The sequence below is a fragment of the Reichenbachiella sp. genome (assembly GCF_039944555.1).
Lineage (GTDB): Bacteria > Bacteroidota > Bacteroidia > Cytophagales > Cyclobacteriaceae > Reichenbachiella.
On the sequence record NZ_JBDUYN010000006.1, the window covers coordinates 349,623 to 365,701 of the forward strand.

Here is a 16,079-nt window from a genome sequence, read left to right on the forward strand (position 1 = left end):
ATGTTTGATAGAAATAAGCAGGTATGAAAAGAAAAACTTTACTCGCAGCGATTGCCTTTTTTATAACAAATGTTAGCTCAGGTCAGGTTACTCTGGACTACTACCTCCCATCCAACTCAAATTTCAATCAAGAAATTCCTACGCCAAAAGCGGTAATTGGACATGAGGTAGGAGAATGGCATGTAAGCCATGATAAATTGGTACAATACATGTATGCCCTGGCCGAAGCCTCGGATAGGGTGGAAATAGAAGAGTATGCCCGAAGCCATGAAAACCGCCCATTACTAACGCTCCAAATTTCTTCAGCTGAGAACATCCTAAACCTCGAACAAATGCGAGCTGAGCATCTCAAACTATCAGACAACAAACAGTCCTCAGATATGGATCTGACAGACCTGCCACTTGTAGTATACTTAGGTTATAGCATACATGGCAATGAACCAAGTGGAAGTAATGCAGCTCTATTGGTTGCTTATTACTTGGCAGCCGCCGAAAACAATGAAGTAAAGCAGTGGCTGGATAATACAATTATTGTACTTGACCCAAGCTACAACCCTGATGGTCTAAATCGATTTGCCACGTGGGTGAATAGCAGAAGAAGTAAAAATTTAGTCTCGGATCCCAACAACACAGAACAGAATGAACCTTGGCCAAGAGCCAGGACCAACCATTATTGGTTTGACCTAAACAGGGATTGGCTTCCGTTACAAAACCCAGAGTCCCAGGGTCGTATTGCCAATTATCACAAATGGAAACCCAATGTACTAACCGATCATCATGAGATGGGAACAAATGGCACCTATTTTTTTCAGCCTGGTATCCCAAGTAGAAACAATCCATTAACCCCTAAAAACAATTTTGAACTTACAAAAAGAATAGCCGTCTATCATACCATGGCCTTAGATGAAATAGGGTCACTATATTATACCGAAGAGTCGTTTGACGACTTTTACATAGGTAAAGGGTCCAGCTATCCTGATGTGAATGGATGCGTCGGCATTCTCTTTGAGCAAGCAAGTTCGCGCAGTCATGCTCAAAATAGCTCTAATGGTATATTGACCTTTCCATTTGCAATAAGAAACCATTTTACTACTTCTCTTTCTACCTTGGATGCCTCCAATGAGATGAGAGTTGAACTACTAGAGCATCAAAGGCAGTTTTATGCTAATATTCCTTCCAATGCCGATAATGCGTCAATCAAGGCCTATTTATTCAATTCTCCAGATGACTTTTCAAAACTCCGTGCTTTTTTGACATTACTTAAATCACATCAAATTGAGGTTTACAAACTAGGCAAAAATTTCGATGAGTTTGATAAAACAGATTCATTCATTATTCCAATGAAACAAAATCAGTATAGAATGATTCAGGCAATATTCGAAACCAGAACACAGTTTCGCGATAGTCTGTTTTACGATGTGTCAGCATGGACTTTGCCTTTAGCTTTTGATATAAAATATACTGAAGTTAAAAACAAGGCTTTCGACCTAGCTCTAATTGGCCAACAAGTGGAATCAAATGACCTATTTCAAGTAAACACAGGATTTGAGCCAAGCACATACGCCTATGCTTTTCATTGGCAAGATTCTCAAAGCCCGGCGTTGTTATATGATGTTCAGCGGTTAGGAATTAGAGCAAAAGCTACTACTGAACCTTGGACGAGTAAAGGGGGTGAACTGTTTGAAAGAGGTTCTATCCTGATCCCCGTCCAAAATCAAAAATTATCAGATTCAGAAATTTACCAAAGCCTCCTCAGGTTAGGCAACAAACACCGTATTGGTATATCAAATTTGGAGTCCGGAAATGGGTCTAGTTATCAGCTAGGTAGTCCAAAGTTCAAGTCCTTGACTCAGCCGAAACCTATCTTGATCGTTGGAAGTGGTGTAAACGCGTACGAAGCCGGTGAGGTATGGCATTTGCTTGACCAGCGGATTGGTGTTGCTCTGCCTATGATTACGCAAGAGAAATTCAATACTATTGACCTATCTAAATACAATACACTGATTATGGTCGGTGGTTCGTATGGTACACTTGCTCAGGCCAAGATCAAGACATGGGTACAACAAGGAGGGAAAATAATTGCGACCAAATCGGCTGGCAAATGGGCCTCTGATGCAGGATTATCTAAAGTTAAATACCAGAAGATAGAGAAGGATTCTACAAGAAAGTTTCTGCCATACAATGAAAGAGAAAGAATCAATGGTGCTCAGAAAATCGGTGGTGCTATATTTCAAACGCAACTGGATCTCACTCACCCCTTGTGCTTTGGCTTTCAAGATGATTTATTACCAATTTTCAAAAGAGGGCTGCAATTAATGGAACTGGCTAAAAACCCCTACTCGCAGCCCATACACTATACAGCGAGTCCCCTGCTTGCAGGTTATATCTCTGACGAAAACCTTGAAAAAATACCTAATACACCGGCTGTTGGACTTTCTGCCTTCGGTAAGGGTCTTATTATTTCAATGACGGACAATCCCAACTTCAGAGGATATTGGTATGGAACCAATAGACTCTTTTTGAATGCACTTTTTTTTGGAGGGATCATAGAGTTAGGCTCTGCAAGGTAAATAATGTGATTAAATTACGACATTCATAATTAGTCTGGTATAATTTAAAAAATATCTAATAATTCAATCAATCGATTGCAAATGCGCATTGTCTTTTCTCATTTCAATGATATTTTAATACAAATTCATATCTTTGCCAGCCTAAATAATCACAATTATTTTCAATCAGAAGTTTTGAGAGTTACCACGGCTTCCGATCACTAAAACACACTAAGAAATGAAATTCAAATCAGGGGTTCTCACTGGGGACGAAGTAACAGAATTGTTGAACTATGCGAATGAGAATCAATTCGCTCTACCCGCTGCCAACGTTATCGGTAGCAGTTCAATCAACGCCGTAATTGAAACAGCAGCAGAACTGAATTCGCCGGTAATGGTTCAGTTTTCAAATGGAGGTGCGGCTTTCAATGCTGGAAAGGGACTATCCAATGATGGACAAAAGGCTGCGATAGCAGGAGCTGTAGCGGGTGCCCATCACGTGCATATGATGGCTGAAGCCTATGGAGTACCTGTAATATTGAACACTGACCATTGCGCAAAAAAATTATTACCATGGATCGACGGCATGTTGGACGCCGGAGAAGAATTCTTTGCTAGAACTGGTAAATCTCTTTTTTCTTCTCATATGATTGATCTTTCAGAAGAGCCTATTGAAGAGAATATTGAAATCTGCAAGGGGTATCTGGAAAGAATGTCCAAAATGGGCATGACACTTGAAATTGAATTAGGAATTACCGGTGGAGAAGAAGATGGTGTTGATAATTCAGATGTAGATGAATCAAGGTTATACACGCAACCTGAAGAAGTAGCCTACGCGTACGAAGAGTTGGGTAAAATAAGTGACAAATTCACCATTGCTGCTGCTTTTGGTAATGTACATGGTGTATATAAGCCAGGTAATGTAAAGTTGACGCCGAAGATTTTGAAAAATTCTCAAGATTATATTCAAGAAAAATATGGTACTGGCCACAATCCCGTAAACTTTGTTTTTCACGGTGGCTCCGGATCTACACGAGAAGAAATTCGAGAAGCTATTTCGTATGGCGCCATTAAAATGAACATCGATACTGATTTGCAGTGGGCTTATTGGGACGGCATTAGAAACTACTACGCTGACAAAAAAGATTACCTACAAGGACAAATTGGCAATCCTGAAGGCGATGATAGTCCAAATAAGAAGTTCTACGATCCGAGGGTTTGGACTAGAGAAGCTGAAAAATCTTTCGTTGCCCGACTTAAAGATGCTTTCGAAGATCTAAACAATATTAATAGAAACGCTTAGTCAGAGACTGATTTTGTAAATACTAAAAAAAGAACCGTCATTGGCGGTTCTTTTTTTGTTTGTCAAATAATATTTCTTGATTAGAATCATTTTGAACCTTGCTCAATAAATGACATTTTTGTCGCTCTTTTAAATGACATTACAAACCCAAACAATAGAATAGTGAAAAACATCTCAGTCATAGGATCAGGCACCATGGGCAACGGTATTGCTCATGTATTTGCGCAAACAGGATATCAGGTAAACCTCATCGACATCTCTCAAGATGCGCTCAATAAAGCCATTGCTACTATTGGCAAAAATCTGGACAGGCTGATCAAAAAAGAAAAAATCACCGAAGAAGACAAAACCGGAACCTTAAGCAATATCACCACATTTACAGATCTAGCCACAGGAGTAGAACAAGCCGATTTGGTTGTAGAAGCAGCTACTGAAAATATGGCTATCAAACTTGATCTATTCAGGCAAATAGACGAACACACAAAAGAATCCTGCATTCTTGCATCCAACACTTCTTCTATTTCAATTACCAAAATTGGCTCGGCAACAAATAGAAAGGACAAAGTGATTGGTATGCATTTCATGAACCCGGTCCCTGTGATGAAATTGGTAGAGGTCATTCGAGGATATAGCACCAGCAACGAAACGACTGACGTTATCATGGAACTCTCAAAGAAACTGGGCAAGGTACCGGTAGAGGTCAATGACTACCCTGGCTTCGTAGCAAACAGGATACTGATGCCAATGATCAATGAGGCCATTTACTCACTATATGAGAATGTGGCCGGTGTTGAAGAAATAGATACAGTCATGAAACTAGGCATGGCTCACCCCATGGGACCTTTGCAGTTAGCTGATTTCATTGGATTAGATATTTGTTTGTCGATTCTTAAAGTACTGCATGAAGGGTTCGGAAATCCAAAATATGCTCCCTGTCCATTGCTGGTAAACATGGTTGAAGCCGGAGTATTGGGAGCAAAATCAGGCGAAGGGTTTTATAAATATGAAGCAGGCTCTAAGGAACTAGTCGTTTCTAAGCAATTTCAGAAATAAATGGCGAAAGCAAGAAAAAGAAAAACATCTGGAAATAAGGGCAAGGATGGCGGATCAAATACCACCGCCATCTTCGTGATAGCTGCAATCATAGCCATGTTGGTTATATATCAGGTGAATGAAAACCCCAATTGGAGTAATGATCTGAAAAAGATCACTTCTACACAAAACACCTCAGCCCCTAAACAAGAAAAGAAAAAAGAAACCCCGGTCGCAACACCGAGAACGGAGGATGTTAAAGAGAAAAAAAACACTTCATCGGGCGAAAGAAAAAAATCAGAAAAAAGTGCGATAAATACTCAGGATGGAGCGGTTGAAACCACCAAAACAAATGAAAATTTACCTGTGTACAATGAAGACGATAACTACTACTATTCTTCCAGTTTTGACTTCTACTGGCCTGCATATACACAGAATGATGCAATCGTCGAGCACTCCTACTACACGCTTCGGTACAATGAAAAAACAGAACAAGCCGACTGGGTGGCATATAAATTGAAGAAAATGAATTTGGAAAAATCCAAATTCAAACGCAAAGATGATTTCCGAACCGACCCTGAAGTAAAGACCAAATCAGCAACGTTAGATGATTACAAAGGCTCCGGTTATGATCGAGGTCATTTAGCTCCAGCTGCTGATTTTGGCTGGACCAAGGAAGGAATGAGCGAGTCATTCTATATGAGTAATATGAGTCCGCAGCATCCAGACTTCAATCGTGGAATCTGGAGTCAACTTGAAAAGAAGGTCAGGAATTGGGCTAAAAACAACAACGAAATTTATGTAGTCACAGGTCCTTTGTTTAAGGGCAAAAGTGATAAGATCGGCAAAAACAAAGTATTGGTACCGAGCCAGTATTACAAAGTCATTCTAGAGCTAAATGGAAAAGAAGTAAAAGGCATTGGTTTTATTCTAAATAATGAGAAATCTTCAAAACCTCTTGACACATATGCGATGAGTATAGATGAGGTTGAAAAGGCCACCGGCCTCGATTTCTTTCCTTCTATCCCAGATCCATTAGAAAACAAAATAGAACAGACTTACAACTACTCCCTTTGGGAATAAGGAACAAACCGTTGAGCCTAAAAAAGAAGCCCCTTTAAGGTTACATCCAAAATGAAGGGTTTGGAAGACTATCAAAAAATGACCAGCTTTAACTAAACCAGACTAAATTTATATTAGTTACATTGGAGAGTTGTCGCTATCATATATTGCTCGCATTTTTTCTGATTTGCCATATACATAAGGTATATTGTCAAAATGATTCAACGGCGGTCCTTGATCTACGATCACACAATTTTCTATCCACTCATGCCCAATTGTCCGGTTCTTGGGAATTTTATTATGATCAACTATTATCACCAGAACGGCTAACATCGACTCAGCCAAACGACTATATCTATGTACCAGGTTCATGGCATAGGGACCAGGAATACGCACTACTCGGCAAAGCCACTTATCGCAGAAAAGTCATTATTCCGAAAGATAAAGGTGCGTTAATGCTATATATCCCGATGATTAATTCGGCATCGAAAGTGTGGATCAATGGAGAGTTTAGATCCTCATCAGGCACTCTGAGCGGAGACACAGAGAATTACAAGGCAGAGTTAACCAACAATTTTGTGCCTCTTCCTGATAATACAGATACATTGGACATCGTGATACAAGTTGCCAATTATTCCTATTTCAGTTCGGGTCTTGTGAGTACCCCCTTTATTGGAAAATCCGCAGCTCTTTTGAAAGAAAAGAATTTGCGCAATGGGATAGAAAATGTATTCGCCGGCAGCCTTATAGCTATGTTTATTTATCAATTCCTTCTTTTCTTTTTGTACAACAGGGGAAAACCAAACTTGTGGCTGGCCTTGATTTGCCTTGTAGTAGCAATAAGGAGTATGACGCTAAACGGGGGGTCATTTCTTCTACCAAATCTCTTTCCTGACGTTTCATTTGAAACATGGAAAAAGCTAGAGTTCGGTGGTGTATACATTGCTGTGGCCTTGTTTCCATTATATGTGCATCATTTGTTCGAATCATCCTCTTCCAAACTTGTAGTCAGAATTTTTCTCATCACCGCGGCTGTACTTGTTACCTGTGTAATTTTTACTAAACAACATGTTTACGGACAACTATTAGACGTTTGTCATGTTGCTTTGGTGCTTACTTTCATCTACGCCATAGTCACCATTGTTCGGGCCTGGATCAAAAAGAGAAGTCACGACTCCAAATACATCTTCTTTGGTGTTATTGCTTCCTTCCCATTTATTTTGCTTGAAATACTTAAAAACACTGCTCTGGTAAACTTCGATATCAAATTCGGATACCTGGTTGAGTTGGGCTTGCTCGTTTTTTTAATTTTTCAGGTCTACATGCTGGCCCGACACTACGCCAATTCTTATAAAAGCCTTGAGGTGATCAACAGAGAACTTGAAGTTGAAATAACAGAACGAACCCATGAACTGGTTGATTCCAACAAGATCAAAGACCGCCTGTTATCTATCATCTCACATGACGTAAAAAGTCCGTTAAACAATTTACGTGGACTCATTTCACTTCACGAATCTACCAATCTTTCTCAGCATGAATTCAATCAATTCATCAAACAAATTGACAGTAACCTAAGCAGCACAAATAGCATGGTGGAAAATATTCTGTTTTGGACCGCTCGACAGCGAAAGGGTGAGAAGGTCAAAATTGAAAAATTTGACCTTAAAGAATTAGTGGAAAATAATATCAATCAGGCCCAAAACATAGCTGCCAGTAAATCGATTATTGTAAATCACAACCTTAGCCAGCCACTACATATTCAGAGCGACTATGGAATCATAAATTTGGTGGTGAGAAATTTAGTGGCCAACGCGATCAAATTTTCTCATAATGGTGGAAAAATAGAAATCAAAGTAGAACAAGCACCGGATCATATCATTCTTGCAGTAACAGATCAAGGCATAGGTATGTCAAAAGAACAAATCAATAAGCTTTTCAATACGGACCGTGCAACCAGCACCAAAGGAACCGCTGCCGAGCAGGGTACTGGATTAGGACTCAATCTGGCAAGAGATTACCTCCAAGAAATTGACGGAAAATTGAAAATTCATAGTGCCGAAGGAAAGGGCAGCTCTTTTGAGGTTACTCTTCGGACAAAGTATTAGGACTATTACTTGCAGTACTTTCTCTGTGCGACTTCTGCTTCTTTCACCCCAAGGTCTTTAGCAGATTTAAAGTCTGAACAGGCAGATTTTTTTCTGTCACCTTGCATTTTAATGGCTCCACGGTACAGATATGCTTCTCCCAACTCACGATCAAGATTGATGGCATTGTTATAAGAGGTGAGTGCCTCCGAAAAAAGACCCAATTGATGTTGTGCCCGCCCCAACCAGAAGTGAGCACTAGGAAGGTTGTCGTTCAATTTGACCGCCGATTCGCCATAATACTTGGCTTTATCAAATTTATGATCCCTATAATAGAATTTTGACAGACTTAGCAGCGCAGAGGTGTTCTTTTTATCAATATCCAAAACCGCAGTGAAATCATCGAATGCTTTTTGGAACTTTCCTAATTCTTCATAAGATCTGCCCCGATTGTATAATGATTTGACGTGAGAAGGATGCAGCTTTATGTATTCGTCATAAGCCTTTATTGCTTCCGAAAAATTTCCTTCGCTATAAAGATCATCTCCTTTTGTCCTTTCTTCATTGTCGCATGCAAACAGCATTACGCCCAATATCCACACCATCAAATGTCTCATTACATATTTTTTCCGCAAACTTAAGGCGAATCCTTAAATTAAAGAGAATAATCTCATCAATTTGCTGGAATAATTGACGCCTTAATCGAAATTACTTGAACAGGATCAATTGGATCATTAGAATAGATAGTAATGGATTTATTTTGATTACCCTTTCTATCGGTTGCATCAAAGATGGCCTTAAGTGTTTGTGATCTACCAGGTTTGATGTCATATTTAGCAAGTTCCGACACAAAACACGCACAGTTTGATTTTACCTTTCTGATGTTAAGACTCGACTTGCCATGATTGGTCAGTACAAATTCTGCTACGGTTCTTGATCCCGCCTTGACTTGGCCTAAATCCTGCAATCTGTCTGTTATTGCTAACTTAGGGGCTTTGGCCAGTTCCTCTCCAGAGATGGGAGGGAAATATTCACTAATCGTGGCAAGCACATTTATCTTTTTCTGTGCAGCGCTCTCCTCATTGGTGTAAAATTGAATACCGTGATTGTTATAGCCCAGGTTGTCATCGTGGATAGGGTCATAGGAAATCGTTACCCTTCCAACCTGCTTTGGTGGCAGTTCCAGATTTGAAAAAGTCAATTTGATAAAGTCGGGAGCATCATATTTCCCGGTTAAAGTCAATGTATCAGCGCTATCGTTATACACATCAAAAGATTTTTCCACCTTCTTTTCAGTTGTAATTCTACCCATATTTACTGACCGATTCTTAAATCTTGTATTGCCTATTTTAACAGTCATCTGCTCCTCTAGCGACTTGACTTTGGGTATCACCTTCCCTTTTATATAGGCTTGTACAACTGCTGGATCACCATTTGTAGTAATAGTTAATGATTTTCTAAAACTGCCAGGACGATTTTTTGGATTATACTGAACCTTAACAAATCCTTGCATGCCCGGCATAACTGGTTCTTTTGACCAACCCGGCGTCGTGCATCCGCAAGAAGCCTTCACATTAGAAATTATCAAAGGTGCTGTACCGGTATTTTTAAATTCAAATTCATAAATAGCTGGTCCCGCCTCCTCCTTAATCTCTCCAAAATCATAGTCGCTGATCAAGAACTCCAGTCTGCCCTTTTCCTGTGCAAAAAGCCCATAAGATATGAAAATAAAAAGGACCGAAAATGTTGATTTAATAAAATTTGACATGATAATATATGAATTGCTCATTGCAAATAAACAATAATGCCTGAACGTAACAAAGGGAAATAAATTTATTAATTTGCGCAAAAAATTAACTATGGCTAGAGTATTAACAGGAATTCAGAGTTCGGGAAGGCCACACTTAGGCAATTTATTAGGTGCCATTTTGCCAGCCATTCAGCTAACAGAAAATGAAAAGCAAGAGTCCCTCCTTTTTATTGCAGACCTGCACTCTTTTACTACCATAAAAGACCCTGAAGTAAGAAAAGAAAACACCAAGTCAATAGCGGCTGCATGGCTAGCGTGTGGGCTGGATACTTCCAAATCGATATTCTATCGACAGTCCAAAATTCCTGAGGTGTGTGAATTAACGTGGTTTCTGAACTGCGTAACACCTTACCCGATGCTAGCCAATGCACACTCTTTTAAGGACAAAGCCGACCGGCTGTCTGATGTGAATGCCGGTCTATTTGACTATCCCGTTCTCATGGCTGCAGATATCATATTGTATGATGCCAACATTGTACCCGTAGGTAAGGATCAAAGACAGCATATTGAAATGACCAGAGATATTGCCAAGACCTTCAATCATCAGTTTGGAGAGGTTTTCGTTATTCCCGAGGCCAGAATAGATGATGAAGTAATGACTATACCGGGTACAGATGGGCAAAAAATGAGCAAGTCTTATGGTAACATTATTGATGTATTTTTACCTGAAAAACAGTTAAAGAAGAATGTCATGTCTATTTTGACTGACAGTACACCGATGGAGGAGCCAAAAGACCCTGATGTGTGTAATGTGTATAACATATATAAGACGGTTGCAAATGATGAGCAAAAAATTGAGATGCGTAACAACTACCGGGGTGGTAATTATGGCTATGGCCATGCGAAAACCGCATTATTCGAACTAATACTCGATAAGTTCAAAGAAGAACGAAGAATGTTTAATCATTTTATGGAAAATGAACCAGCCATAGAGCAGCATTTACAAGAAGGAGAAGAAAAAGCAAGGGCCATTGCCCACAAAGTACTGAGCAGAGTAAAAAACACGATTGGATTCTAATCATTATGGAAGAAAGTATAAAAAAGACAATTGATATCTGGTTATCCAGTAACATAGAGGATACTGACAAATCTGCACTAAAAGAATTGCTAGCTGATAGTAATGAAGCAGAGCTCATCGATTCATTCTATAAAGAGTTAGAATTTGGAACGGGCGGAATGCGTGGCATCATGGGACTGGGCAGCAATCGTATGAATAAATATACGGTTGGTAGTGCCACTCAAGGATTGGCTAACTATATCAATGCTCAGTATCCAAATGAAGAGCCTTCAGTTGCAATTGCTCATGATAGCAGAAATAACAGCAGCTTTTTTGCACAAATTGTAGCTGACATATTCTCAGCAAATGGCATCAAAGTCTATCTTTTTAATGAACTGAGACCTACACCAGAACTTTCTTTCGCGATCAGAGAATTAGGCTGTAAAAGTGGGATTGTAGTGACCGCCTCTCACAATCCGAAGGAGTACAACGGCTACAAAGTTTATTGGGAGGATGGAGCGCAAATCATCGCTCCTCATGACACTGAAATAATAAAAGAGGTTAGAAAGATTGATAGTTTTGACCAAATTAAATTTAAGGCGAATTCTGACCTGATCAAAGAGATAGGTAATGACATCGATAACAAATATCTCGATGCCGTATCTAACCTTAGTCTGTCCCCTGAGTCCATTAAAAATCAGTCGGATCTGTCCATAGTATTTTCCCCTATACATGGAACTGGAATTACTTTAGTTCCGCAAGCCTTAGAAAGGTTTGGGTTCACTAACGTGACGATCATTGAGGAGCAGGCAACCCCTGATGGCAATTTCCCAACGGTGATATATCCTAATCCAGAAGAAAAAGAAGCGCTGACTTTAGCATTGGATAAAGCAAAGCAAATAGGTGCTGAGCTAGTAATGGCTACAGATCCAGATGCAGACCGCGTTGGCATAGCTATCAAAAAAGACAACGGGGATTTTGAACTACTCAATGGTAATCAAACGGGAGCCCTACTTATTTACTATCTATGTCTTAAATGGAAAGAAAATGGCAAACTCGATGGCAAACAATATGTAGTAAAAACTGTAGTAACCACAGAGTTAATCAAAGATATCGCCTCCTACTTCGGTATTGAATGCTTTGATACACTCACAGGTTTCAAGCATATCGCCGGACTGATCAAAGAGCTTGAGGGTCAAAAGACATTTATTGGAGGAGGAGAAGAAAGCTATGGCTACCTGATTGGAGATTTTGTAAGAGATAAGGATGCTGTTTCCTCATGCGCAATGATCGCAGAAATGGCTGCTTGGGCTAAAGATAATGACAAATCCCTTGAAGAATTATTGGAAGAGATATATTCACAATTTGGCATGTACCAGGAGGATTTGATTTCGCTAACAAAGAAAGGGAAATCAGGAGCCGAAGAAATTCAGGAGATGATGCGTCAGTTTCGGTCCAATACGCCATCAACACTTGTAGGTTCAGAGATTGAATGGTTGATTGACTACGAAACTTCCACTGCACGTAATCTGCTTACGGGTCAAGAGGATAAAATCGACTTCCCAAAATCTAATGTACTGCAATTTATCACGAAAGATGGATCTAAGATTTCTATGCGGCCTTCTGGCACGGAGCCTAAGATTAAATTCTACATTAGCGTAAGATCAGATTCAGATGCTGAACAAAGTTTTGAGAAGGAAAAACTTACCCTCCAATATAAAATCGCTAAAATTAAAGAAGAACTTGATTTAACATAAGCAACCAGCTCATTTTCTGATATTTATGATAAAAGTAAAATTTAGCCGTCATGAATATTCACGAAAAAAAATGTTTTGAATATATTGCAATGAATTAGTGTAATATAGAATTGAAATAAGAATGTAGATAAGAAAGCTATTTAAGCTATCTTTATTCATCGAAAAAGTGATTAAAATATTCTGAATATATTTATATTTCAATTCTAATAATTTTACCACCTGAACATAAAATAATTCAAATATGGTAGTGCCCTTTTTGCTCATCATTGTCGGTTTCGTTATGCTAATCAAGGGAGCCGATTTTTTAGTGAATGGAGCTTCCTCTCTTGCCAAAAGATACAACGTTTCTGACATTGCAATTGGGCTTACCGTAGTCGCGATGGGCACATCTGCTCCCGAATTAGTGGTTAATATCATTTCAGGGGCTTCAGGTGAAAATGATGACATTGTATTTGGCAATATTATTGGATCGAACATATTCAATATGTTTCTGATTCTGGGTATCGCAGCTGTTATATATCCGTTAACTGTTCAGAAGAATGCACTTTGGAAAGAGGTACCCTACTCGCTGTTTGCCACAGTTGTACTTTTTCTTCTTGTAAACGATCAGTTAATTTTTAGTGCCGAAGAAAACGCACTGAGCCTAATCGATGGTTTTATTCTTTTAGGCATGTTTGTAGCCTTTTTGGTTTATGTCTTCCAAAACATGAGGCGTACCGGAGATCTTGGAGGTGACATGGATGAGATCGAAATGTATGGCAGTCTTAAGACCACGCTAATGATCGTTTTTGGTATAGCCGGATTGGCAATTGGCGGTCAGGTTATTGTGGACAATGCCATAACCATCGCCGAACACTTTAAAATTAGCCAAAAGGTAATTGGCTTGACCATTCTTGCAGCCGGCACCTCGTTGCCTGAGTTAGCGACTACAGCTGTAGCAGCATTTCATAAAAAATCTGACCTTGCAGTTGGTAATATTGTTGGTTCAAATATTTTCAACCTTCTACTGGTTTTGGGAGCCACTGCTACGCTCAACGCACCGATTATTTATGATATTGATCTCAATTTGGATCTATATATCGTAATGATAGGTACACTCATGTTGTTCATCTTCATGTTCACTTTGCAGAAGTATAAATTGGACCGGGCCGAAGGAGCACTTTACCTGGTAGGTTTTGTAGCCTACTGCGTCTTCTTGTACATCAATCGTCTGTAATACGACAAACCCTCACACCTACTGATTTGTAGTTAACAGTTGTTAACACCTTTTAACGATCCGTTAACGGCGTGATGTTTGTATATGAAATATTTTGCATTTGCATTTCTGCAAAGCAACCTTTTATTATCAGCAAGCATTGAATAACCAGGGATATATCTTAAATCATAATCAAATTTTGGACGACAGTCAATTGACCGACTTGTGCAAGGCCAAAGATGAATTGGCTCAGAAGGCGTTGTATGATAAGTACGCGAATAAAATGATGCGCACTTGCCTCAGATATCTAAATGACGAAATGGAGGCTGAAGATGCCATGATTGATGGATTTATGAAGGTGTTTTCTAAAATTGAAACTTTTGAATTTAGAGGAAAAGGTAGTCTTGAAGGGTGGATCAAACGAATCATGGTAAATGAGTCTTTGATGCTTATAAGAAAAAGGAAAATGGATCAAGTAGAATTGGATAAAGTCCATAATCTTTCGTCAAATCATGCCACTGTAGAGTCTGAGTTGATGGAAGAAACAATAGTCAATGTTATTCAGAAGCTACCCAATGGATACAGAACAGTATTCAATATGTATGTAATAGAAGGATACTCACACAAAGAAATAGGAGAAAAATTAAATATCAGCGAAAATACTTCGAAGTCCCAGCTGAGCAAGGCCAGAGCTTCTCTGTCTAAATCACTAACACAAATAGGTGCGCTATGAAAGTCAACGGAAATCATAATGCCAAAGCGGCTATAAACAAATCTACCACAGACCTACTAAGTAAAAAGGCTGTGGAGGTTGTAGAGGACATACCTGTAAAGGACTTTGATCCTAGTAAGACGTGGGAAAAACTCTCTAGCCGATTGGGTCAAATTGACAAACGCTTTGTCACATGGGGTCTTGCTATGGCTGCTTCATTTTCGCTTCTTGTGGCTGCCAATGTTGATGTGTTCCTATGGAACTCACTGGATGAGCAGCCGATTAAAAAAAATGTGGTAGTAACAAAAGAAGACCATAACGAAGAAATAGCTCATTTGATAAGCAACCCAACAGTGTTAACAGCTCTTGAGGCTATTCCATTGGCCAAAACTAATGAACCGATTATGAAGCTAGAAATAAGTCCACTTCCAGTTAATCGAACTCATACTGAATTAATTCGTGACAAAAAAGAACAGCGTAAGGTAGAAGTCACGCCATTCTCTAACCCTTTCGTATTTGTCTTTGCAAAGGTTAATTTTCAAACTGAGTCCGTTTCTCCGGAATTTGGACTTGATTTTAAATTTGCAGAAAATTATACAGCAAAAAGAAGAGACATTTACAAACTAGGTATCTCTTCTCAGCTCAATTTTACGACAAGTGAAACAGGTAAAAAGAAGGTTTATCCACACACTTTCGTAAATCTCGAGTTCGCATCTTTAAATAAAAAGACAAATAAAGGCTGGACTACAAGAGCGGGGTATCTAATTAATCCTGACGGACAGTTATTTCAAGATACTACCATAAAAGTCTCCTTATTCAGGAATGTGGGCAAACATCTTAAAGTAGGTCCTGAAGTCATTTTTACTGACAACTTAAAAAAGTCTTACCCAAGCATTTCTTTGGTATTGGGATAATCAGGCAAATTGAAACTTCATATACTTAATTCGCTCACCCTTCTCAAAGAATAATTTCTCGTATTTGGTCTTTACTCCAAGATGTTCATCCATATATTCTGAATTGTACAGATCGTGCGTAAATTCCAGGTTTTTAACTTTGACTTGTTTTTCTTTGAACAAGTCTAGCGTATAATCAAAGAGCGGTGTATTGTCAGTTTTGAACTTCACCCATCCCTCCTCTTTCAATAGTTTTCGATAGGTGTCGAGGTATCTGGGTGCTATTAACCTCCTCTTCTCATCCTTATCCTTAGGACGCGGATCAGGAAATGTAACCCAAATTTCGCTAATTTCCTGTTCTCCAAAGTGTTTGTCTAGCAGTTCAATCTGAGTGCGCAGAAATGCCACATTGTTCAATCCATTCTCCAGTGCATATGAGCTTCCAACCCAAATTCTAGAACCTTTGATATCAACACCCACGAAATTCTTGTCCTGTATTTTTTCTCCCAATCCCACCGTGTACTCACCTCTACCACATCCTAACTCCACCACAAGGTCATGGTCATTTTTAAAATGCTCAGTTCTCCATTTCCCAATCAGCCGACCAAAATTATCTTTTCCATCTTGAACGACGTTGTAACGCTCCGCATTATCCTGAAATCGTTCTAATTTCTTTCTTCCCACA

13 protein-coding genes are annotated in these 16,079 nt (G+C 39.3%); 10 read left to right on the forward strand and 3 right to left on the reverse strand.

Annotated elements, in window-relative coordinates; genetic code table 11:
- Positions 1 to 23: 23 nt before the first annotated feature.
- The 5 genes from ABJD64_RS06200 (at position 24) to ABJD64_RS06220 (ending at position 8,051) form a co-directional block, all read left to right on the forward strand.
- Complete coding sequence (locus ABJD64_RS06200) at positions 24 to 2,570, forward strand: M14 metallopeptidase family protein (RefSeq protein ID WP_348179754.1); 2,547 nt, start codon at positions 24 to 26, stop codon at positions 2,568 to 2,570.
- Positions 2,571 to 2,787: 217 nt separating this feature from the next.
- Positions 2,788 to 3,852 (forward strand): class II fructose-bisphosphate aldolase, encoded by a 1,065-nt coding sequence (gene fbaA / locus ABJD64_RS06205; protein ID WP_348179755.1) that lies wholly within the window; start codon positions 2,788 to 2,790, stop codon positions 3,850 to 3,852.
- A 162-nt stretch (positions 3,853 to 4,014) separates the two neighbouring features.
- Entirely contained in the window at positions 4,015 to 4,905 is an 891-nt protein-coding gene (locus ABJD64_RS06210) for a 3-hydroxybutyryl-CoA dehydrogenase (protein WP_348179756.1), read from the forward strand.
- Positions 4,906 to 5,967: a DNA/RNA non-specific endonuclease gene (locus tag ABJD64_RS06215; protein WP_348179757.1), complete on the forward strand. Its 1,062-nt coding sequence runs from the start codon at positions 4,906 to 4,908 to the stop codon at positions 5,965 to 5,967.
- Between the two features lie 254 nt (positions 5,968 to 6,221).
- Positions 6,222 to 8,051, forward strand: a complete 1,830-nt coding sequence (locus ABJD64_RS06220) for a sensor histidine kinase (protein WP_348179758.1) — start codon at positions 6,222 to 6,224, stop codon at positions 8,049 to 8,051.
- A gap of 5 nt (positions 8,052 to 8,056) precedes the next feature.
- Here the strand turns inward: ABJD64_RS06220 and ABJD64_RS06225 are convergent, their stop codons facing one another.
- Both ABJD64_RS06225 and ABJD64_RS06230 read right to left on the reverse strand, forming a co-directional pair.
- The gene (locus ABJD64_RS06225; protein WP_348179759.1) at positions 8,057 to 8,647 is read right to left on the reverse strand and encodes a tetratricopeptide repeat protein; all 591 of its coding nucleotides are present in this window, start codon (positions 8,645 to 8,647) and stop codon (positions 8,057 to 8,059) included.
- A 56-nt stretch (positions 8,648 to 8,703) separates the two neighbouring features.
- Entirely contained in the window at positions 8,704 to 9,798 is a 1,095-nt protein-coding gene (locus tag ABJD64_RS06230; RefSeq protein ID WP_348179760.1) for a DUF1573 domain-containing protein, read from the reverse strand.
- Between the two features lie 91 nt (positions 9,799 to 9,889).
- Here ABJD64_RS06230 and trpS point away from each other — a divergent pair, with 91 nt between their 5' ends.
- From trpS to ABJD64_RS06255, 5 genes are all read left to right on the forward strand, one after another.
- Positions 9,890 to 10,858, forward strand: coding sequence for a tryptophan--tRNA ligase (gene trpS, locus ABJD64_RS06235; RefSeq protein WP_348179761.1), 969 nt, complete (start codon positions 9,890 to 9,892; stop codon positions 10,856 to 10,858).
- A 5-nt stretch (positions 10,859 to 10,863) separates the two neighbouring features.
- Entirely contained in the window at positions 10,864 to 12,594 is a 1,731-nt protein-coding gene (locus tag ABJD64_RS06240; RefSeq protein WP_348179762.1) for a phospho-sugar mutase, read from the forward strand.
- A gap of 241 nt (positions 12,595 to 12,835) precedes the next feature.
- A complete protein-coding gene (locus ABJD64_RS06245; protein ID WP_348179763.1) occupies positions 12,836 to 13,810 on the forward strand; it encodes a calcium/sodium antiporter in 975 nt (324 codons plus the stop codon).
- A gap of 100 nt (positions 13,811 to 13,910) precedes the next feature.
- A complete protein-coding gene (locus ABJD64_RS06250; RefSeq protein WP_348179764.1) occupies positions 13,911 to 14,522 on the forward strand; it encodes a sigma-70 family RNA polymerase sigma factor in 612 nt (203 codons plus the stop codon).
- Positions 14,519 to 15,415, forward strand: coding sequence for a hypothetical protein (locus ABJD64_RS06255; RefSeq protein WP_348179765.1), 897 nt, complete (start codon positions 14,519 to 14,521; stop codon positions 15,413 to 15,415). The genes ABJD64_RS06250 and ABJD64_RS06255 overlap by 4 nt, the downstream gene beginning before the upstream one ends.
- Here the strand turns inward: ABJD64_RS06255 and trmB are convergent, their stop codons facing one another.
- Positions 15,416 to 16,078 carry a tRNA (guanosine(46)-N7)-methyltransferase TrmB gene (gene trmB / locus ABJD64_RS06260; protein ID WP_348179766.1) on the reverse strand — a complete coding sequence of 221 codons (663 nt, stop codon included), beginning with the start codon at positions 16,076 to 16,078 and terminating at the stop codon, positions 15,416 to 15,418.
- Position 16,079: the final 1 nt, after the last annotated feature.

Coding starts and splice junctions, on each gene's coding strand:
- ABJD64_RS06200 (WP_348179754.1), top strand. CDS start 24: ATGAAAAGAAAAACTTTACTCGCAGCGATTGCCTTTTTTATAACAAAT.
- ABJD64_RS06245 (WP_348179763.1), top strand. CDS start 12,836: ATGGTAGTGCCCTTTTTGCTCATCATTGTCGGTTTCGTTATGCTAATC.
- ABJD64_RS06230 (WP_348179760.1), bottom strand. CDS start 9,798: ATGTCAAATTTTATTAAATCAACATTTTCGGTCCTTTTTATTTTCATA.
- ABJD64_RS06255 (WP_348179765.1), top strand. CDS start 14,519: ATGAAAGTCAACGGAAATCATAATGCCAAAGCGGCTATAAACAAATCT.
- ABJD64_RS06240 (WP_348179762.1), top strand. CDS start 10,864: ATGGAAGAAAGTATAAAAAAGACAATTGATATCTGGTTATCCAGTAAC.
- fbaA (WP_348179755.1), top strand. CDS start 2,788: ATGAAATTCAAATCAGGGGTTCTCACTGGGGACGAAGTAACAGAATTG.
- trpS (WP_348179761.1), top strand. CDS start 9,890: ATGGCTAGAGTATTAACAGGAATTCAGAGTTCGGGAAGGCCACACTTA.
- ABJD64_RS06225 (WP_348179759.1), bottom strand. CDS start 8,647: ATGAGACATTTGATGGTGTGGATATTGGGCGTAATGCTGTTTGCATGC.
- ABJD64_RS06215 (WP_348179757.1), top strand. CDS start 4,906: ATGGCGAAAGCAAGAAAAAGAAAAACATCTGGAAATAAGGGCAAGGAT.